This window comes from Stenotrophomonas sp. 1337, assembly GCF_031455455.1.
Classification (GTDB): Bacteria; Pseudomonadota; Gammaproteobacteria; order Xanthomonadales; family Xanthomonadaceae; genus Stenotrophomonas; species Stenotrophomonas indicatrix.
This window is the reverse complement of the sequence record NZ_JAVDSR010000002.1, coordinates 80,130-99,401: the sequence shown is the minus strand read 5'-3', so window position 1 is coordinate 99,401 and position 19,272 is coordinate 80,130. Positions and strand designations below refer to the sequence as shown.

The window sequence follows — 19,272 nt, the reverse complement described above, 5'->3', positions numbered from 1 at the left end:
CTGTTTCAGCGGGATGACACCGCTGGTCAGGCCGGACGTTAACAGCACGTTCCCGATCCGGCATCTTGCACCGCAACAGATCTGAAATGTCTCCAAGACGCTTGCAGGACAATGCTTCCAACAGTTTGGTAGGCTAAGGGCAAGGATGGGCGGGATTGAAATGACACCGCTAGCCAATTCCACGCCCCACGCGTGGTCCACTACCACGCCGCCCAGTGTCACATGCGGGCGGCACGCGTGAAGGAGCAGAAATGGGTCGTATCGTGTGTTTCGGGGAACTGCTGCTGCGCCTGGGTGCGCCCGGTCGCGAACTGCTGCTGCAGTCGCCGCAGCTGCAGGTGCATGTCGGCGGCGCCGAGGCGAACGTGGCTGTCTCGCTGTCCCGCTTTGGACATGACGTGGCCATGGTCAGCACCGTTGCCGGCAACGCGCTCGGCGCGCATGCGCTGGCCGAACTGCGCCGGCATGGGGTCGACACGCGCGGCGTGCGCGAAGATGCCGAGGGCCGCATGGGCCTGTACTTCCTGACCACCGGCGCGGTGCAACGGGCCAGCGAAGTGGTCTACGACCGTGCCGATTCGGCATTCGCCAACAGCACCGCCGCCGACTACGACTGGCCCGCATTGCTGCAGGGCGCGCAGTGGCTGCACCTGTCCGGGGTCAGCCCGGCGCTGGGCGCGGACGTGGCGCAGGCCACCCTGGCCGCAGCGCGCGCCGCGCGTGCACTGGGCGTACGCGTGTCCTTCGATGGCAACTTCCGGCCGAAGCTGTGGCAACGCTGGGGTGGCGATGCGCGGGCGATCCTGCACGAACTGTTCGCGCAGGCCGACATCGTCTTTGCCGACTACCGCGATATCGAGGTCATCCTCGGCCAGCGTTTCGAACAGGCCGACGTGGTCGCGCGTGTGGAAGCGGCGGCAGCGGCCGCGTTCGAAGCGTTCCCGCAGCTGCAGTGGATGGCCTGCACCCAGCGGCAGACGCTGAGCGTGGACCACCATGCGCTGGGCGCGCTGCTGCTGGGCCGCGATGGCACCCGCGCACAGGCCCCGGTACGCCAGCTGCAGGGCATCGTCGACCGCATCGGCGGCGGTGATGCCTTCGCGGCAGGCATCCTGCATGGCATCCTGTCGGCCTTCGATGCCGACGCCACCGTGCGCTTCGGCCTGGCCGCCGGGGGCCTGAAGCATTCCATTCCCGGCGATTTCAATCCCGTCAGCGAAGCTGATGTGTTGGCCCTGGTGGGCGAGGAGCGATTCGATGTCCGGCGCTGATCCACGCGTTCGTGCGGTACTGAAACTGGCACCGGTGATTCCGGTGTTCACCCCCGATGACATCGACGATGCGGTACAGGTCGCGCAGGCGCTGTTCCGTGGCGGGCTGCCGGTGATCGAGGTGACCCTGCGCACGCCGCGCGCGCTGGAAGCCATCCAGGCGATGGTCGAGGCCGTGCCGGATGCGGTGATTGGTGCCGGCACCGTGCTCGATGCCGCGCAGATGCAGGCGGTGAAACAGGCCGGCGGCCGCTTCGCGGTGTCGCCCGGGGCGACCCCACGGCTGTATGCCGCCGCGCGCGATGCCGATCTGCCCTACCTGCCTGGCGTGGCCACCGGTTCGGAGCTGATCGTCGGCCTGGAACACGGCCTGGATACCTTCAAGTTCTTCCCGGCGGTGCAGGCCGGCGGTGCGGCGATGCTGTCGGCGTGGCACGGCCCGTTCGGCGATGTGCGCTTCTGCCCGACCGGCGGCATCAGTGCGCAGACCGCCAGCCAGTTCCTGCATCTGCCCAACGTGCTGTGCGTGGGCGGTTCGTGGCTGACCACCGCCGCGCTGATGCAGACCCGCGACTGGGACAGCGTCGAGCGCCTGGCACGCGAGGCCGCGGTGCTGGCGGGCTGATCCCTCGGCCCCTGCTGGGGCCGGGCACAGACCCGGCGCCAGCGCATCCGTTCAGCCGCGTGGCGTACCCAGCCGGCGGTACAGGGTGCTGCGGTTGATTCCCAGCCGCTTGGCGGCCGCGCTGACGTTGCCCTGGCACTCGGCCAGCGCCTGGCGCATGGCCGCCTCGGCGATCTCCTCCAATGCTCCGCTGGCAGGCACTGCTGGCGCGGTGGACGTACCAGCACGCACGTCCGCGGGCAGCAGCTGCGGGCCCACCGGTTGACCCGGCTCAGCCAGTGCGGCCAGCGTGCGCAGGCAGGCACTCAGCTGGCGCAGGTTGCCGGGCCAGGCATGGGCGGCCAGCGCCGCGCGGGCCTGCGACGACAACGCATGGCCCTGTCCCAGCTGCTGCCACAGGGCATCCACCACGGCAGCGCGATCGGGGTGCTGCCGCAACGGCGCCAGGGTCACCACGTGGTCGGCGATGCGGTAATACAGATCCGCACGGAAGCGACCGGCATCCACCGCCTGCGGCAGTTCGCAGTGGCTGGCGCAGACCAGTGCGAAATCCAGTTTCACCGGCTTGCCGCCGCCCAGCGGTGACAGCTCGCGTTCCTGCAGCACGCGCAGCAGGCGCGGTTGCAGCGCCAGCGGCATGTCGCCGATCTCATCGAGGAACAACGTACCGCCCTCGGCCTGCCGCAGCAGGCCCGGGCTGCCCTGCCGGCGCGCACCGGTAAAGGCACCCTCCTCGTAGCCGAACAGCTCTGCTTCGATCAGCCCTTCCGGCAGCGCCGCGCAGTTCACCGCGACGAAGAGCTTTCCCGCACGCGTGCTGCGTGCGTGCAGTTCCCGCGCGAAGACTTCCTTGCCGGTGCCGGTCTCGCCCTGCAGCAGCACCGGCAACCCGGCCTGCAGCACGCGTCCTGCGGTGGCCAGTTGTTGTTGCTGCCCGCTATCAAACAGTGGGCCCTGCGCACTCGCCGGCAACGGCGCGGTCGGTCCAGGCGTAGCCACACTGCGTCGCGACGCACGGGCCTCGCGCACGCCGTACAGACGACGGCCCTGGCGATCAAGCAGTACGCCGTCATCTGCCAGCCGCGACAGCGGTTGTTCGAACAGCGCTTCGTACGGCGTGCGGCCGATGTCCTGGCGATCCAGCCCGAACAAGGCAAGGCCGGCACGATTGGCCGCGACCAGGCGACCGCCGCGGAAGCCGAGCACGCCTTCGCGCGCACTGCCCAGCAGCGCGGGTTGATGATGCAGGCGCAGCAGCTCGCAGTCGGCCAGGCCGTCGGCGAAACCGCGGTGCTCGATCTGCGCTACCGCCTGCCGCACCAGCGCCAGCGCGTGCACATGTGGCAGCCGCGCGTCGCCGGACACATCGAGCACACCCAGGCATTGCCCGTAGGGATCGAGGATCGGCACGGCCGAACAGGTGAGGATGCCGTGCGGGGCGAAGTAGTGCTCGCCGCCACGCACCTGCAGCGCGCGCCCGTCCACCAGCGCGGTGCCGATCGCGTTGGTGCCGACCGTGCCCTCGTCCCAGCGCATGCCCGGCATCAGCGCGACACGACCCGCCTTGTCGAGGAAACCGGCACTGCCTTCGGCGTCGAGGATCCAACCGTCTTCATCGGTCAGCAGCACGATGCTGCCGCTGTGGGTCATTTCCGCCGCCAGTCCGTCCAGCTCCGGGCGCGCTTGTCGCCACAGGCGCTCGCGGCGCTGGCGCAGTTCGCGCAGGCGGTTGTCGGTCAGTGGTTCGGCGGCCGGCTGCGCATCCACCAGCAGGCCGTGCCGTTGGCAGCGTTGCCAGGAATGCAGGATCGCCTCGGGCACCGCGCCGACGGGCGCAGCGCCGCGCTCGAAGAAACTGCGCCGGGCACTTCCCAGGCGGGGATCGGGAGCAAGCGGGGACACCGACAGCCTCCTGTGTCGCACATTGCGACAGTTGTTGCGGGACCTGTCCCGATTAACAGCACACCCTGTGTCGGCCTGCAACGGCCATACCTGCTGCACTGCCGCAGGGTGCGCGACAGGATCACCGACGGCCGGGCGATGAAGGCGTGATGCAGCGCAGCAGGCCAGGATTGGCATCGTCCTTGCGCCTGTGGAAACACCACGTCCATCGCAGGAGCCGTCATGAACGCCGTACCGTCCACCCGCCCGCATGCCACCGATCCGCGCTCCCTGTTCAAGCCGCGCTATGGCAACTACATCGGTGGCGAATGGATCGCCCCGCGCAGCGGCCAGTACTTCGACAACATCTCGCCGGTGAACGGCCAGGTGTTCACTGAAGTTGCCCGCTCCAACGCCGAGGACATCGACGCCGCACTCGATGCCGCGCACGCCGCAAAGGACGCCTGGGGCCGCACATCGGCCGCCCACCGTGCGCTGCTGCTCAACCGCATCGCCGATCGCATCGAACAGAACCTGGAACTGCTGGCCCACGCCGAGACCTGGGACAACGGCAAGCCGATCCGCGAGACGCTCAACGCCGACGTGCCGTTGATGGCCGACCACTTCCGCTACTTCGCCGGTTGCCTGCGTGCGCAGGAGGGCAGCCTGTCGCAGATCGACGACGACACCGTGGCCTACCATTTCCACGAACCGCTGGGCGTGGTCGGGCAGATCATCCCGTGGAACTTCCCGCTGCTGATGGCGGCCTGGAAGCTGGCGCCGGCGCTGGCCGCCGGCAACTGCGTGGTGCTCAAGCCTGCCGAACAGACCCCGGCGTCGATCCTGGTGCTGATGGAGGTGATCGGCGACCTGCTGCCGCCGGGCGTGCTCAACGTGGTCAACGGCTTCGGCCTGGAGGCGGGCAAGCCGCTGGCCAGCAGCCCGCGCATCGCCAAGATCGCCTTCACCGGTGAAACCTCCACCGGCCGCCTGATCATGCAGTACGCCAGCCAGAACCTGATTCCGGTGACGCTTGAGCTGGGCGGCAAATCGCCGAACCTGTTCTTCGCCGACGTAATGGCCGAGGACGATGATTTCCTCGACAAAGCGGTGGAAGGTTTCGTCATGTTCGCCTTCAACCAGGGCGAGGTCTGCACCTGCCCGTCGCGCGCACTGGTGCAGGAATCGATCTACGAACGCTTCATGGAGCGTGTGCTCGAACGCGTGGCGGCGATCCGCCAGGGCAATCCGCTGGACCCGAACACCATGGTGGGTGCGCAGGCATCGGGCGAACAGCTGGAGAAGATCCTGTCCTACATCGCCATCGGCCGCGAGGAAGGCGCCGAGGTGCTGATTGGTGGCGACAAGGCCGCGCTCGGTGGCGACCTGGCCGGCGGCTTCTATGTGCAGCCGACCGTGTTCAAGGGCCACAACGGCATGCGCGTGTTCCAGGAGGAGATCTTCGGGCCGGTGGTGTCGGTGACCACATTCAGGACCGAAGAAGAAGCACTGCAGATCGCCAACGACACGCTGTACGGGCTGGGTGCCGGCGTCTGGAGCCGCGATGCCGCGCGGCTGTACCGGGTGGGCCGCGCGATCCAGGCCGGGCGGGTATGGACCAACTGCTATCACGCCTACCCGGCGCACGCCGCGTTCGGCGGCTACAAGCAGTCGGGCATCGGCCGCGAGAACCACCGGATGATGCTCGACCATTACCAGCAGACCAAGAACCTGCTGGTCAGCTACGCACCGAAGAAGCTCGGCTTCTTCTGAGGATTGATCGGGATCAAGGCGCGGGCATGGGGCCGGCGCCATCCTGTCTGCAAGCGCACTACGGAGAAGCACGCATGAACAGAACCATGAAGGCCGCCGTCGTCCGTGAGTTCGGCAAGCCGCTGGTCATCGAGGAAGTCGTGGTACCGCGCCCGGGGGCGGGCGAGGTGCTGGTCAAGATCGAGGCCTGCGGCGTCTGCCACACCGACCTGCACGCCGCCGAGGGCGACTGGCCGGTGAAACCGAACCCGCCGTTCATCCCCGGCCACGAGGGCGTGGGGCACGTCGTGGCCGTGGGAGGCGGGGTAGGGCACATCAAGGAAGGTGACAGGGTCGGCATCCCCTGGCTGTACTCGGCGTGTGGCCATTGCGAACACTGCCTGGGTGGCTGGGAAACGCTGTGCGAAACGCAGCGCAATACCGGCTACTCGGTCAACGGCGGCTTCGCCGAGTACGCATTGGCCGATGCCAACTATGTCGGCCTGCTTCCGAAGGAAGTGGGCTTCGTGGAGATCGCACCGGTGCTGTGCGCCGGCGTCACCGTGTACAAGGGCCTGAAGGTCACCGACACCAAGCCCGGTGATTGGGTGGCCATTTCCGGTATCGGCGGCCTCGGCCACATGGCCGTGCAGTATGCCCGCGCGATGGGCCTGAACGTGGCAGCGGTGGATGTGGACGACGCCAAGCTGGCCCTGGCCAGGCGCCTGGGCGCACAGGTCACCGTCAACGCGCGCACCACCGATCCGGCCGCGTTCCTGAAGAAGGAGATCGGTGGCGCGCATGGTGCGCTGGTCACCGCGGTTTCGCCCAAGGCCTTCGAACAGGCGCTGGGCATGGTGCGTCGCGGCGGCACGGTCTCGCTCAACGGCCTGCCACCGGGCAACTTCCCACTGGACATCTTCGGCATGGTGCTCAACGGCGTCACCGTACGCGGTTCGATCGTCGGCACCCGCCTGGACCTGCAGGAATCGCTGCAGTTCGCCGCCGAAGGCAAGGTTGCCGCCACGGTCAGCACCGACCGCCTGGAGAACGTCAACGAGGTGTTCGCGCGCATGCACGCCGGCACCATCGAAGGCCGCGTGGTGATCGACTTCGCTGCCTGACCCCCCTGTGCATGGCCGCCGTGTCCGTTTCCCTCTCCCACGGGCACGGCGGCCATGCCGATCTGCCGGCAGCGCCGCGCACCCCGGCGGCCGTACAATGCGCGCATGCCCGGCACGCTCAAGACCGTCTTTCTCTCCCTGCTCGCGCTGATCGGCGCGCTGCTCGCGCTGGCCCTGGTCAGCAGTGCCGCGGGCTGGCTGCCATCGCTGCTGCGCATGACGCCGGGAAGCGAGGCCCAGCTCGGCTGGGACCTGGCATTCACCGTGCTGGGTGGCATCGCCGCCATTGCCTTCGCCACCTATTACGCGCCGTGCTGGCCACGCGCGCATGGCACCTCGATCTGGTCTCTGCTGGTGCTCGGCGCGGGCTATGGCCTGTGGGTGATGGGCGGCGACTTCCCGCACTGGTTCGTCATCGGCCTGCTGGTTTCGCTGCCGGTGCAGTTGCTGCTGGGCTGGTGGTTCGGCCGCCGCGCATCGCGCGATCGGCGCTGAGCGGATACCGGTAGTGCCGGCCGCTGGCCGGCAACCTCGATGATCCTGCAGTTGCCGGCCAGCGGCCGGCACTACCACTGCAACGCCGCTGTTTCAGCCCGTGAATGTCCAGACATAGGCAACATCGGCAACCGCTGCTTCAACGCGTCGATGCCCGGGTACGGGTAGTGCCGGCCGCTGGCCGGCAAGCCCAGCAAACCTGCAGTTGCCGGCCAGCGGCCGGCACTACCGCTGCAGCGTCGGCAGCGTCTGCTTCAGCGCGTCGATGCCCTGCCACGGATCCGCCTTCAAGCGCTTCGCCCGTGCCAACGCCTTGTCCATCGGAAACGCATCGGCCGCGCTCACGCGCGCCAGTTCTTCCCAGCGCAGCGGCACCGCGACTCCCGCGCTCTCCCGCGCGCGCAGCGACCACGAGCACACGCTGGTCGCTCCCCGTGTATTGCGCAGCCAGTCGATGAAGATCACCCCGCTGCGTTTGGCCTTGCTCATCGTCGCCACGTAGTGGTCCGGCGCCTGTTCGGCCATCGCCTGCGCGAACGCTTCGCAGAACGCTTTCGCGTCGTCCCAGTCGGCTGCGGGTTGCAGGGGTACCACCACATGCACGCCCTTGCCGCCCGACAGCCGCACGAAGCTCTGCAGCCCGGTTTGCTGCAGTCGATCGCGCACATCGCGCGCGCCGCGCTTCACGTCGGCCCAGCTCACGCCCTCACCCGGATCAAGATCGAACACCAACCGGTCGGGATGTTCGGGATCGGCCACCGTCGCGCCCCACGGATGCAGTTCCAGGGTGTTCATCTGCACCAGCTGCAGCAGGCCGCGTTCGTCATCGATATAGACGTAGTCCTCGCGCCCGCTCTTCTGCTGCAGCGGCACCGCATGCACCGCATCACCCAGGCCCTGGCCATGGTGCTTCTGGAAGAAACACGCCTTGCCTACGCCGTCGGGACAGCGCAGCAGCGACAGCGGTCGCCCACTGATTTCCGGCAGGATCCAGCGTGCCATCTGCCGGTAGTAGTCGGCGACGTCACCCTTGCTGAGCTTCTTCTTCGCAAACACCACGCGCTCGGGATGGGTGATGGCAACGTCGTCGCCGTCATCGGCCGGTGTTGCACTCATCGCCAGGTCCTCCTTCTTCTTGTCACTGCGCAGCCGCTTGAAGCTGGCCTGGCGCAGCAACCCTTCCTTGCCCCAGCCGCGGAACGCGACCTCGGCCACCGTTACCGGCTTGACCCAGCGCACGCTCGCCGCACGCAACGGCACGTGCGCCGGCAGCTCCAGCACCGCCTCCTTCACCACCAGCGGCGCGAGCGTGGCCGCCAGCGCGCGCAGCCCCTCATCGTCGAAGCCGGTACCGACGCGGCCGACATAGCGCAGGCCGCCCTTGTCCGGCGTGGCCAGCAGCAGCGAACCAAATCCCACCCGCGAGCCTTTGGGTGCGGTGTGGCCGATGATCAGGAATTCATCGGTGTCCTCGTGCTTCACTTTCACCCAGCTGCGTGCGCGGGTGTTCACGTAAGGCGCATCGACCTGCTTGCTGACGATGCCTTCGAAGCCCGCCTTGCCGCTGGCTTCGAACACGGCAGGGCCGTGGTCGATGACGTGCTCGCTGAAGGCCAACGTGCCAACTGCATCGCCGATCAGTTCCTTCAGCAGTGCCTTGCGTTGCAGCAACGGCGCGCGGCTGATGTCGACCCCGGCCACGCCCGGCAGGTCGAACACGATGTAGCGCAGCGGTTGTTTCGAGCTGCCGTCGATCACCCGCTGCAGCGCGGCGAAGTCGCTGCGGCCGTTGTCGTCCAGCACCACCAGTTCCCCGTCCAGACGCGCATCGCGCACCGGCAGCGCCTGCAGCGCCTGCACCACTTCGGGAAAATCGGCAGTCCAGTCCAGGCCATTGCGCGAGCGCAGCGTCACCTCACCTTCGTGCAGATCGGCCAGCAACCGGTAACCATCCCACTTGATCTCATGCAGCCAACGCTCGCCATCGGGCGCGGTGTCGCGGTGATCGGTGAGCTGTGGCTTGAACTGGTGCGGGTAGCTTCTGTCGCGCGCCTCGTCCAGCTGCAGCGCGCGCGCATGCCAGCGTGCATCGGCCTTGCGTGAGTGTGCGGCACGTGGCGCTGGAGGCGTCTTCTTCGCTGAAACCCGAGACCTCTTCGCGGATTTCAGTGCTGGCGTGTGCAGCAGATCGTCCGCCTCCGCATCCCGTGCCTGCGCGTCATCGCGCTTGATCAGCAGCCACTGCACCTGGCGGCCCTTCATCGCCGTGCGTACCAGTTTCCAGCCACCGGCCAGGCGCTGCCCGTGCAGCACGAAGTCGATCTTGCCCGCCGCCAGTGCTTGCAGCGGATCACCTTCGCAGGCCCAGCTGCCGTGGTCGAACACATCGACGTGGCCGGCGCCGTAGTGGCCTTGCGGAATATCACCTTCGAAGCCGGCATAGGACAGAGGGTGGTCTTCCACCTCCACCGCCAGGCGCTTCTCACCCACCCGCAGCGACGGCCCCTTCGGCACCGCCCAGCTTTTCAGCACGCCATCCATTTCCAGGCGGAAATCGTAGTGGCGGCTGCTGGCGTGGTGCAGTTGGACCACGAAGATCGGCCGCCGCTTCGGATTGCCTCGTGCCGGTGCATCGTCCGGCTCCGGGGTCTGTCCGCTCCCCCCGCCCAGCCGACGCTTGCGGCGGTACTGATGCAACGACATGGCTCAACCTGCCTTGCGTCGCGCAGGGGTTTTCTTTGCCGCCTTCTTGGCGGCCTTTTTTGCCGGTGCCTTCTTCGCCGCTGCCTTCTTGGCTGGAGCCTTGCGCGCGGCCGCCTTCTTCGCCGGCGTGCGCTTGTTGGCATCCAGGCTCTTCTGCAGCAGCGCCATGAAGTCCACCACGTTGGTGGTTGCGTCCTCGCGCGGTGCCGGCTCGTCCTCCACCTGGGTGGTGCCGCCCTTGGACTTGATGCGCTTGTTCAGCACCTGCTGCAGGCGTTCGCGGAACTCATCGTGGTACTGCGAAGGATCCCAGTCACCGGCCATCGACTCGATCAACTGCTCGGCCATCGCCGTTTCCTTGCTGGTGATGCGGTAATCGGCAAGCTTTCCACTGGGCAGCTTGTAGTCGTCAGGCTCGACCAGTTCCTGCGGATAGCGCAGGATCATCAGCACCAGCGCGTCATCGTTGGGCATCACCGCGCACAGGTACTCGCGCGTGCGCACCACCACCCGGGCGATACCGACCTTGCCAGTGCTGCGCAGCGTTTCCCGCAGCAGCACGTAGCCCTTCTCGGCCTTTTTACCCGGCACCAGCAGATAGGGCTTCTCGTAGTATCGCGGGTCGATCTGGCTGGCGTCGACAAAGGTTTCCACCTCCACCGTTTCATGGCTTTCCGGCGCCGCCGAACGGATATCGTCTTCCTCCAGCACGACATAGCTGCCCTTGTCGTACTCGTAGGCTTTGACGATGTCCTTCCACGGCACTTCCTCGCCGGTGTCGGCGTTGACCCGTTCGAAGCGGATCGGTTTGCGATCGCGCGAATCCAGCATGCGGAAGTGCAGGTCGACCTTGCGCTCGCCGGACATCAGCGAGACCGGTACGTTGAGCAGGCCGAAGGAAAGCGTACCGGTCCAGATCGGGCGGGCCATGATGCGCACCTGTGTTTCAGCAGGGGTAGCCAGCTTCAGCCGGCTACCGTGAAACAACCGTGTCGGCCACGTGCAGACCATGCGGTAGTGCCGGCCGCTGGCCGGCAGCTCCTTGAATCCTGGCGATGCGTGCCAGCGACCGGCACTACTGCAGCAGCGGCCTCACCGCAGCGGCGGGGATATGGTCCAGCGCGCGCCAGGCATCTTCCACCACCGGCTGCGCCTGTGCCCAGTTCAGGCGCGACTGTCCGCGCATCTGGTCCCAGTGCTCGGCCAGTTCGCCACTGGTATCGGCCTCGCCGCCACGCGGCCAGTCAGCGGCGTGGGTGGTCAGCGCGAAAGCGTACACCGGGCACAGATCGCGCCAGTTGCGATGCCCCTGCCCGCGGCGTTCCTCGTAGTCGCTCAGCATGTACTGCAGGTAATCCTGCGCCACCGCCTGCGGATCCTCCAGGCGGCGCGTCCGGCGCTGCGTGCTGCGCTGGCCAAGCGGATCCAGCAGGGCGTTGAACACGGACGGGGCGGGGCGTTCAAGACGGGGCATGGCCGGCTCCTGCAGCAGGGCGGGTGGGCAGGAATACGCGCGCCGCCGTTATCCAGTCGTGACAAAGATGTTCATGACGCCAGGTTCGCAGTGGCTTTACTTCGTCCGCGCTCTAGTGGAGGCCTACCGGAGGAACGCCCCATGACCCCCACCCGTGACCCCCTGCGTGAGAACCACACCCCCGAGCCGGGCGAGCAGCGCGGCAAACACGATCTGGCCGACGCCGAGGACCGTGGCGCCGGCATGTCGACACCGGACGAGGGCGTACTGCCCGTCGTGCGCCGGCCTGAACAGGCCGCACAGGACCGCAAGGACTGCGGTGACCGCAATCGCGGTGGCCAGGAAAGTCCGCTGAAGCGGCGCGAGCGCAAGCAGCACGCCAGCGACAACCAGGACGAGGCGCTGGAAGAGACCTTCCCGGCCAGCGATCCCACCTCGCCGTTCGTGCCCGCCAAGGCCCCGGATTGATCGGTAGCGCCGGGCCATGCCCGGCAGATCCGTCACGTCCGCGCTGCGCGCTCGCCGGGCATGGGCCGGCGCTACCGGGGCCCGCCTAACGCCATGACCACTGCAGGCCAACGCTGGCGCGGCGGTCCGGCCCCGGTTCAAAGAACCGGCCGTTACCGTCATTGACGATCACCGAGCCGATGTAGCGCTGGTCCAGCACGTTGTCGATACGTGCGAATGCGCGCAGGTCACCCGACTGCAGCGTCCAGCGGCGACCGGCTTCCAGGTTCAGCAGCGCGTATCCCGGTGCGCGCTCGGTGGCGATGTCGTTCACCACCACATCGCTGCTGGCGGCAGCTTCCAACCCCCACTGCCACTGCCCCGGCGACCACTGCAGGCGGGCATACGCCTGCTGCCGGGGCACGCCGGGCAGGCGGCTGCCAGCGGCAACCACGGTGTCGGGCACTGCGCAATTGCTGGCCGCACAGGCCAGATAGGGCGAACGCACCTGCGCCTGCAGCCAGGTCCAGGCCAGCTGCAGCTCCAGCTGCTCGGCCAACGGCTGCCGGTACTGCAGCTCCACACCCTGGCGGCGGGTACGGCCGATGTTGCGGTACGTGCTGCGGCCGTTGGTGTTGCTGGCAACGGCCAGCTCATCGTCGGTATCTGCACGGAACAGGCTGATATCGAGCTGTCTTCCATCCTGCGCATGCCATTTGCTGCCCACTTCCACGCTGCGGCTGCGGGCGGCCGCCAGATCCAGCGCCAGCCCGGCCTGGACGTCGGCGCGGTAGCCCAGCTCGTTGAACGTCGGGGTTTCAAAGCCACGCCCGATCGCCGCGTGCAGGCGCCACTGCGGGCTTGCCTCGAAGCTGACACCCGCCACTGGCGTGGTGGCCTGGTAGCGACGGCGACCACTGTCGTCCGGGTTGCGCCCGACGATGTAGCGATCATCCGATTCGAAGCGCACCGCGCTGTGGCGCACCCCGGCCAGCAGCGACCAGCGCGGGCTCCATTGCCACCACGCCTGGGCGAACTGGTCCACGTTCTGCACGATGTCGATCTGGTCGCGACGCAGGCGGCCGCGTACCCCCACGGTGGTGCCGACGAAGTTCTCGTAGCCGGTGCGGTGCTGGCGCTGGCGATCGGCATTCACGCCCACCACCAGGTCCAGCGGGCGCCCCCACAGATCGCCGTTCCAGCCCCAGCGCGCGTCCAACCCGCCATAACCGCCGTCCAGGTCGATCACGCCACCGGCATGCAATGGGTTGGCCTGCGGTCCCGGCGGAATCGGCAGGTACTGGGTCACCGCGCGCTGCCCGGCATAGCCCATCAGCTGCCAGCGCTGCGCACCGGCTTCACGGGTCCAACGCAGGCCTGCCTGCTGCTGGCGCACCGATTTGCGGGTGTTGTACTGCTCAGCCACCGCCGTGGCCTGGCGTGGATCGGCCGCCACCTGCGCGCGGGTCAGGCCCAGCGGGTCCTGCGCGTTGGGCGCGTGCAGCGCATTGAGCAGCAGCTCCAGGCGGCCGCCAGCGAGCTCGGTGCCAAGGCGCGCGTTGAGCGATTCACGCCGCGCGCGGCTGTGGGCACGCCAGCCATCGGTGCTGAAATGGTTGGCGGCCACGTTGTAGTCGACGCCAGGGCCCGCCCCGCGCAGCTGCGCGCCGACGCTGAGCGTGTTGTCGGCACCGGCATTCACCCGCAGCCGCCACGGGTCACCGGCCTGGCCCTGCGCGCTCCACACCTGCAGCACGCCCCCGGACGAATTTCCATACAGGGCCGAGAACGGCCCGCGCAGCACCTCGATGCGCTCGGCACCGAGCAGGCTGGCGTGCGACAGCTGGCCCTGACCATCGGGCATGGTCGCCGGCACCCCATCGATCAGCACCCGCACCCCGCGCACGCCAAAGGTCGAACGAGCGCCGAAGCCACGGATCGACAGCTGGGTGTCCTGCGCGAAGTTCTGCCGGTCCCGGGCCAGTAGGCCCGGCACTCCGCCCAGCGCCTCGGACAGCTGCGTGCCCGGGCCGGTACGGTCGGCGTCGATCCACACCGTATCCAGGCTGGCGGGCAGGGCGAAGGGGTCGACGCCGGGCACCCGCGCGGCCTGTACCTGCACCGTCGGCAGGGCGGTCGGCAATGGCTCGGCCGTCACCACCAAGGGCAGCAGCAGCAGGGCGGAAAGCGGCAGGCATTGGCGTCGTGCGCTGGGATTCATGATTCAGGTTGATGGATCGGGCGGCAACGCACGCCATGGTACGGGCAAGCGGATGACGATGGCGGCGGCCAGCCCCGGCAGGCTTTGTTACGATGGGTCGGTTTCGGCCGACAGGCCGCAAGCCGCGTGGCGCAATTCCTCCCCCTTTCCGTCTACCGAACGAGTACCGCCGTGTCCTTCTTTGCAAACGTGGAACTGGTCCCAGGCGACCCGATCCTGGGCCTGACCGAGGCGTACAACGCCGACAGCCGCCCGACCAAGGTCAACCTGGGTGTGGGCATCTACTACGACGAGAGCGGCCGCATTCCGCTGCTGCGCGCCGTCAAGCAGATCGAGCAGCAGCTCGCCAACGAAGCCAAACCGCGCGGCTACCTGCCGATCGATGGCCTGCCGGCGTACACCCAGGCCACCCGTGAGCTGGTGTTCGGCAAGGACTCGCCGCTGCTGGCCGCCGGCCGCGTCACCACCGCCCAGACCGTCGGTGGCAGCGGTGCGCTGCGCGTCGGTGCCGACGTGCTGAAGAAGCTGCTGCCGCACGCCACCATCGCACTCAGCAACCCGAGCTGGGAAAACCACCGCGCCGTGTTCAGCGCCGCTGGTTTCGAGGTGGTCGATTACACCTACTTCGACCCGACCACCCATGGCGTCAACTTCGACGGCCTGCTGGCCGACCTGGGCAAGCTGGAAGCGGGCACCGTGGTGCTGCTGCACGCCTGCTGCCACAACCCCACCGGCGCCGACCTCACCGTCAGCCAGTGGAAGCAGGTCGCACAGCTGCTGAAGGACCGCCAACTGTTCCCCTTCATCGACATGGCCTACCAGGGCTTCGACAAGGGCATCGAGCAGGACGGCGCCGCGGTGCGCATCATCGCCGAGGCGGGCATCGACAGCTTCATCGTCGCCAACTCGTACTCCAAGTCGTTCTCGCTGTATGGCGAGCGCGTGGGTGCGCTGTCGATGGTCGCGCCGACCGCCGCTGACGCCAAGGCAGTACAGTCGCAGGTCAAGCGCGTGATCCGCACGATCTACTCCAGCCCCTCCACCCACGGTGCTGCACTGGTTGCCGGTGTGCTGACCAATCCGGAACTGCGCGCGATGTGGGAGCAGGAGCTGACCGAGATGCGCGAGCGCATCCACGCCCTGCGCCAGGGCCTGGTCGAGAAGCTGGCCGCCGCCGGCGCCCCGCAGTTCGGCTTCATCAACGAACAGGCGGGCATGTTCTCGTACTCCGGCCTGAGCCGCGAACAGGTGGAGCGCCTGCGCGACGAGTTCGGCATCTACGCCGTCGGCACCGGCCGCATCTGCGTGGCCGCGCTGAACCAGAACAACCTGGAATACGTCGCCAAGGCCGTGGCCACCGTCGCCAAGGGCTGATCGACCGCTCCAGCAAGCTGTAGAAACAAAGGCGCCGAAAGGCGCCTTTGTTTTTGCACTGCCTTGCCACCCCCTCCGCGCTCGCGGCCAACCCTGAAGCGCGCGGGAGGGGGAGGCAATGCAGGACCGTTGGCGCCATGGGCGCGAGGCATGCCTCGGGCGGGTTGGGCAGGATGCCCAACCCCGGTCTTGCCGTGTGCGCAGGACAGCGCACACGAGCAAGGCGCCATCGAGCTTACATGGACGTACTTGCAGCGTGTCCTGCATTGTCTCCCCCTCCCGCGCGCCTCGACGAAGGGAAGGCGCCACGACCGCAACGCCTCTGGAAACGATTACGCCTACCCCCGCTCACCCACGCGCAAGTCAGACCAGCGACAATAGGCGTTTTCCCGTTGCCGAGACCTGCCCGCCCATGTCCCGTACCTCGTTGACCCGCTTCCTGATCCAGCAGCAGCACGCCGGCCGCATCAACGCCGACCTGCGCCAGCTGATCGCGGTCGTCGCCCGCGCCTGCACCAGCATCTCCATCGCCGTCAGCAAGGGCGCCCTCGGTGGCGTGCTCGGCGAGGCCGGTACCGGCAACGTGCAGGGCGAAGCGCAGAAGAAGCTGGATGTCATTAGCAACGAGATCCTGCTGGAGGCCAACGCCTGGGGTGGCCACCTCGCCGCCTGCGCATCGGAGGAGATGGACCACAGCCAGCCGGTGCCGGACATCTACCCGCGTGGCGATTTCCTGCTGCTGTTCGATCCCCTCGATGGCAGCTCCAACATCGACGTCAACGTCTCCGTCGGCACCATCTTCTCGGTGCTGCGTTGCCCGACCAACGTCGAACTGCCCGGCGATGACGCCTTCCTGCAGCCGGGCAGCAAGCAGATCGCCGCCGGCTACTGCATCTACGGGCCCAGCACGCAGCTGGTGCTGACCGTCGGCCACGGTACCCACGCCTTCACCCTCGACCGCGAAACCGGCGAGTTCCTGCTGACCACCGAGAACATGCAGATCCCGGCGGCCACCCAGGAGTTCGCCATCAACATGTCCAACCAGCGGCACTGGGAAGCGCCGATGCAGGCCTACGTGGAAGATCTGCTGGCCGGCAAGGAAGGCCCGCGCGGCAAGAACTTCAACATGCGCTGGATCGCCAGCATGGTCGCCGACGTGCATCGCATCCTGACCCGCGGCGGCATCTTCATCTACCCGTGGGACAAGAAGGAACCGGGCAAGGCCGGCAAGCTGCGCCTGATGTACGAAGCCAACCCGATGGGCCTGCTGGTGGAGCAGGCGGGCGGCGCTGCCTGGACCGGTCGCGAGCGCATCATCGATGTGCAACCCGACCAGCTGCACCAGCGCGTGCCGGTGTTCCTCGGTTCGCGCGAAGAGGTCGCCGAGGCCGTGCGTTATCACCAGGAGCATGACGCAAAGAGCGTCTGACAGCGGCCATCCCTACAGCGGTCATGGCAGATTGATGACATGACCGCAGGGTGACAGCAGCAGCTGCAAACGGCACCATCAAGCCCTTGCCGTCGAAGGAATGCACGCATGCACGAGCCGGGCCCGGTCGATTTCATCGAGGTCATCCACAACGCCGTCCCCAGCGACGTGTGCGCTGCGATCGTCGCGCGCATGCGTGCAAGCCAGAGCCTGAAACCAGGCGCAGTGGGCAGCGGTGTGTTCCCGGAACTCAAGCACAGCAAGGATCTGCGGATCAGCGGCGTGGATGGCTGGCAGGATGTGGACCAGCAGCTGCAACAGGCGGTATTTGCGGGTCTGCAGACTTATCTACGCCGTTATCCACAGGCATTGATCGCGCCGTTGATGTTGCAGATCCAGGACAGCAACGGCCAGCCGCGACGCCTGTCGGCCGAGGATTTCCCCGACATGGCGCCGGAGCAGCTGGCGGATCTGGCGCGCACCTGCCTGCGCCCGGGCGCGATCAATCTGCAGTGGTATGCGGCGGGCGAGGGCGGTTACCCGTACTGGCACTGCGAGCTGTACCCGAAGGACGCGCAGGCCGAGACCCTGCACCGGCATGTGCTGTGGACCCTGTACCTCAACGACGACTTCGAAGAGGGCGAAACCGAGTTCCTGTTCCAAGGGCGGAAGATCGCACCGCGTACCGGCAGCCTGCTGATCGCGCCGACTGCGTTCACCCATACCCATCGCGGCAACCGGCCGCAGGGCGGCGACAAGTTCATCGCCACCAGCTGGATCCTGTTCCAGAGCGCGCAGAAGCTGTTTGGAGGGTAAGGGTCGCGCGTGCTGCTAACCCTCGCTTGCTCGGCGCTACCGCGGGCGGCGGCGATAGAGAATCGCGCCCGCCACGGTACCGAACACGGCCACACCCAGGCCGACGAACTCTTGTTCTCCAAGCGCCTCACCCGCCATCAGCGTGCCGGCCGTCAGCAGCAGAACGTTCAACGGAAGCATCCACAGGAACGCGATGCCCAGCCAGTAGATGATCTTCATGTCATGTGCTCATGGGTTCGGATACGTCGACTTGAACCAGCAGGCGGATATGTTCCGCATCCATGATGCTGAACTCTCCTCTCTCCAGCCCCCGCAGCTGGCGCTTGTCTATTCCATAGCGTGCAGTGGTTGCTGGGTACAGATTGATGCCGCTCAGTTATCTGGCGGGTCCAAAGGATCCCCAGAGATTGTCGTTGCCTCCTTGCCAGGCACTAAGCTTCTCGACAGGGATTTCCTTGAGTTGACAGGTGAACTGGAGATAGAAGGAACGGTCTTCTTTTCGATAGCTGTTCCACCCAACAGCCGTCACTTTGACTTCGATCTGACTATCGCCCCTGTGCGGCTGATGTAGTTCGACGTCCGCTGAATCGGACAGCCAGTAGTCTCCCTTGTGCGCGAAGCCCGCGCCGCCACTTGTCAAGCGCGCATCCACCACCTCCGGCGTCCCTTTCGACGAAGGCGCGTATCGCTTCAGGCTGCCCGTGATCTTGATGTACTGCTGGGAATCGATCACGCCCGGCGACTCCGAGAAGAGGCGCAGCAGGAGGAGGGTGTCCGTGCCCTTGCGCACCCTCTGACCTGTATTCGCCACCCACAGACGCTGTTCGAACTCGTCCAGGCCAGCCGGCATGTCAGTGACGATCGTGGCCTGCGGAACGACGATGCATTCGTGGATGTCGCGGGCCTGCGCCTGCAGGGCCACAACGCAGAGCATGAGAGCGCTAGCCGGAAGGCAGCAAGTACGTTTCATCGTGTAGAAACTGCTGATCTGAGTTCAGTCATGCAAGCGATTGGAGGGGTGTGCCTGATCGAAGGGTGATGCGTCCGGATCATGCGCTCCCGTCCATGCATCAAGATGCTGCAGCGACAGCGGCAAGGCTCTCAAACGCTCTGACACCGTCGTCGGTGCGTCGCACTCTCCCGGCCATTGCAGTGGGCTTGTGGCGCGGAACGTTGCGTCGATCTGGATCTCGATGCCGAAATCTCCGGTGGAGACCACGGTGATCTGCCCTGCGACGGGTACTCCGTAGCAGCCGGTCTTTCCGGCGAATGCGCTGGAACCGCTGCTATGGAACATCCGTACTCGATCGCCTGCGGCAGCGAATCGGTCTCCTGCCTTCGCATCAGCAGGGAGCTGGATCGTGAGCTTGCTGAATGTGGAATGGTCGATCCGCCACGAAGACCGGAATCGTCTAAGCCCGACCACACGATTGTTGCCGGCAACGATCTGGTGACAGGAAAAGAGCAGCTGGCGGGGCTCCACCCCGAGGCAGGCGAGGTCACGCATGGCAGCGTCTTCAACCACAAACGCACGGGCAGCTTCTGCATCGGCGCTGCAGGCAAACAGAAACGCACCACAGCCGAGGGCAGGTAGACGCTTCATGGACAAATCGATTCGTCGCCATGCGGACCGAATCGCGCCATCGCCGATCGTAGGTAA

Annotated in this window: 17 protein-coding genes; 9 read left to right on the top strand and 8 right to left on the bottom strand. The window is 67.0% G+C overall.

Features of this window, described 5'->3' with window-relative positions; translation table 11 throughout:
• Nucleotides 1-251: 251 nt before the first annotated feature.
• A complete protein-coding gene (locus tag J2X70_RS04380) occupies nucleotides 252-1,271 on the top strand; it encodes a sugar kinase (protein WP_080150218.1) in 1,020 nt (339 codons plus the stop codon).
• Complete coding sequence (eda, locus tag J2X70_RS04375) at nucleotides 1,258-1,896, top strand: bifunctional 4-hydroxy-2-oxoglutarate aldolase/2-dehydro-3-deoxy-phosphogluconate aldolase (RefSeq protein WP_080150216.1); 639 nt, start codon at nucleotides 1,258-1,260, stop codon at nucleotides 1,894-1,896. Before J2X70_RS04380 ends, eda begins: the two co-directional genes overlap by 14 nt.
• Before the next feature lie 51 nt (nucleotides 1,897-1,947).
• Here eda and J2X70_RS04370 read toward each other — a convergent pair whose 3' ends face one another.
• The gene (locus J2X70_RS04370) at nucleotides 1,948-3,798 is read right to left on the bottom strand and encodes a sigma-54-dependent Fis family transcriptional regulator (RefSeq protein WP_309909134.1); all 1,851 of its coding nucleotides are present in this window, start codon (nucleotides 3,796-3,798) and stop codon (nucleotides 1,948-1,950) included.
• 222 nt (nucleotides 3,799-4,020) lie between these two features.
• Here J2X70_RS04370 and adh point away from each other — a divergent pair, with 222 nt between their 5' ends.
• The 3 genes from adh (at nucleotide 4,021) to J2X70_RS04355 (ending at nucleotide 7,148) form a co-directional block, all read left to right on the top strand.
• Nucleotides 4,021-5,550, top strand: coding sequence for an aldehyde dehydrogenase (gene adh / locus J2X70_RS04365; RefSeq protein WP_080150213.1), 1,530 nt, complete (start codon nucleotides 4,021-4,023; stop codon nucleotides 5,548-5,550).
• Nucleotides 5,551-5,624: 74 nt separating this feature from the next.
• Entirely contained in the window at nucleotides 5,625-6,653 is a 1,029-nt protein-coding gene (gene adhP, locus J2X70_RS04360; RefSeq protein ID WP_025875513.1) for an alcohol dehydrogenase AdhP, read from the top strand.
• Nucleotides 6,654-6,758: 105 nt separating this feature from the next.
• Complete coding sequence (locus tag J2X70_RS04355) at nucleotides 6,759-7,148, top strand: hypothetical protein (protein ID WP_025875515.1); 390 nt, start codon at nucleotides 6,759-6,761, stop codon at nucleotides 7,146-7,148.
• Between the two features lie 225 nt (nucleotides 7,149-7,373).
• Here the strand turns inward: J2X70_RS04355 and ligD are convergent, their stop codons facing one another.
• The 3 genes from ligD to J2X70_RS04340 form a co-directional block, all read right to left on the bottom strand.
• Complete coding sequence (gene ligD / locus J2X70_RS04350) at nucleotides 7,374-9,851, bottom strand: DNA ligase D (RefSeq protein ID WP_309909131.1); 2,478 nt, start codon at nucleotides 9,849-9,851, stop codon at nucleotides 7,374-7,376.
• Nucleotides 9,852-9,854: 3 nt separating this feature from the next.
• A complete protein-coding gene (locus J2X70_RS04345) occupies nucleotides 9,855-10,781 on the bottom strand; it encodes a Ku protein (RefSeq protein ID WP_025875519.1) in 927 nt (308 codons plus the stop codon).
• 145 nt (nucleotides 10,782-10,926) lie between these two features.
• Nucleotides 10,927-11,325 (bottom strand): hypothetical protein, encoded by a 399-nt coding sequence (locus J2X70_RS04340; protein WP_025875521.1) that lies wholly within the window; start codon nucleotides 11,323-11,325, stop codon nucleotides 10,927-10,929.
• Between the two features lie 141 nt (nucleotides 11,326-11,466).
• On the opposite strand from J2X70_RS04340, the gene J2X70_RS04335 reads away from it, so the two are divergent.
• A complete protein-coding gene (locus J2X70_RS04335) occupies nucleotides 11,467-11,793 on the top strand; it encodes a hypothetical protein (RefSeq protein WP_309909128.1) in 327 nt (108 codons plus the stop codon).
• Between the two features lie 85 nt (nucleotides 11,794-11,878).
• On the opposite strand, the gene J2X70_RS04330 is transcribed toward J2X70_RS04335, so the two are convergent.
• Nucleotides 11,879-13,993, bottom strand: a complete 2,115-nt coding sequence (locus J2X70_RS04330; RefSeq protein WP_309909126.1) for a TonB-dependent receptor — start codon at nucleotides 13,991-13,993, stop codon at nucleotides 11,879-11,881.
• 171 nt (nucleotides 13,994-14,164) lie between these two features.
• Between J2X70_RS04330 and J2X70_RS04325 the strand changes: the two genes are divergently transcribed.
• The 3 genes from J2X70_RS04325 to J2X70_RS04315 all read left to right on the top strand — a co-directional run bounded on the left by J2X70_RS04325 (nucleotide 14,165) and on the right by J2X70_RS04315 (nucleotide 17,612).
• Complete coding sequence (locus J2X70_RS04325; RefSeq protein WP_117309125.1) at nucleotides 14,165-15,367, top strand: amino acid aminotransferase; 1,203 nt, start codon at nucleotides 14,165-14,167, stop codon at nucleotides 15,365-15,367.
• Between the two features lie 412 nt (nucleotides 15,368-15,779).
• Complete coding sequence (locus J2X70_RS04320; RefSeq protein WP_025875529.1) at nucleotides 15,780-16,796, top strand: class 1 fructose-bisphosphatase; 1,017 nt, start codon at nucleotides 15,780-15,782, stop codon at nucleotides 16,794-16,796.
• Between the two features lie 108 nt (nucleotides 16,797-16,904).
• Entirely contained in the window at nucleotides 16,905-17,612 is a 708-nt protein-coding gene (locus J2X70_RS04315; RefSeq protein WP_140226688.1) for a 2OG-Fe(II) oxygenase, read from the top strand.
• A gap of 36 nt (nucleotides 17,613-17,648) precedes the next feature.
• On the opposite strand, the gene J2X70_RS04310 is transcribed toward J2X70_RS04315, so the two are convergent.
• The 3 genes from J2X70_RS04310 to J2X70_RS04300 form a co-directional block, all read right to left on the bottom strand.
• Complete coding sequence (locus J2X70_RS04310) at nucleotides 17,649-17,831, bottom strand: hypothetical protein (protein ID WP_025875534.1); 183 nt, start codon at nucleotides 17,829-17,831, stop codon at nucleotides 17,649-17,651.
• A gap of 157 nt (nucleotides 17,832-17,988) precedes the next feature.
• Nucleotides 17,989-18,546 (bottom strand): hypothetical protein, encoded by a 558-nt coding sequence (locus tag J2X70_RS04305; RefSeq protein ID WP_258954816.1) that lies wholly within the window; start codon nucleotides 18,544-18,546, stop codon nucleotides 17,989-17,991.
• 60 nt (nucleotides 18,547-18,606) lie between these two features.
• Nucleotides 18,607-19,215 carry a hypothetical protein gene (locus J2X70_RS04300; protein WP_139784979.1) on the bottom strand — a complete coding sequence of 203 codons (609 nt, stop codon included), beginning with the start codon at nucleotides 19,213-19,215 and terminating at the stop codon, nucleotides 18,607-18,609.
• Between the last annotated feature and the right edge of the window lie 57 nt (nucleotides 19,216-19,272).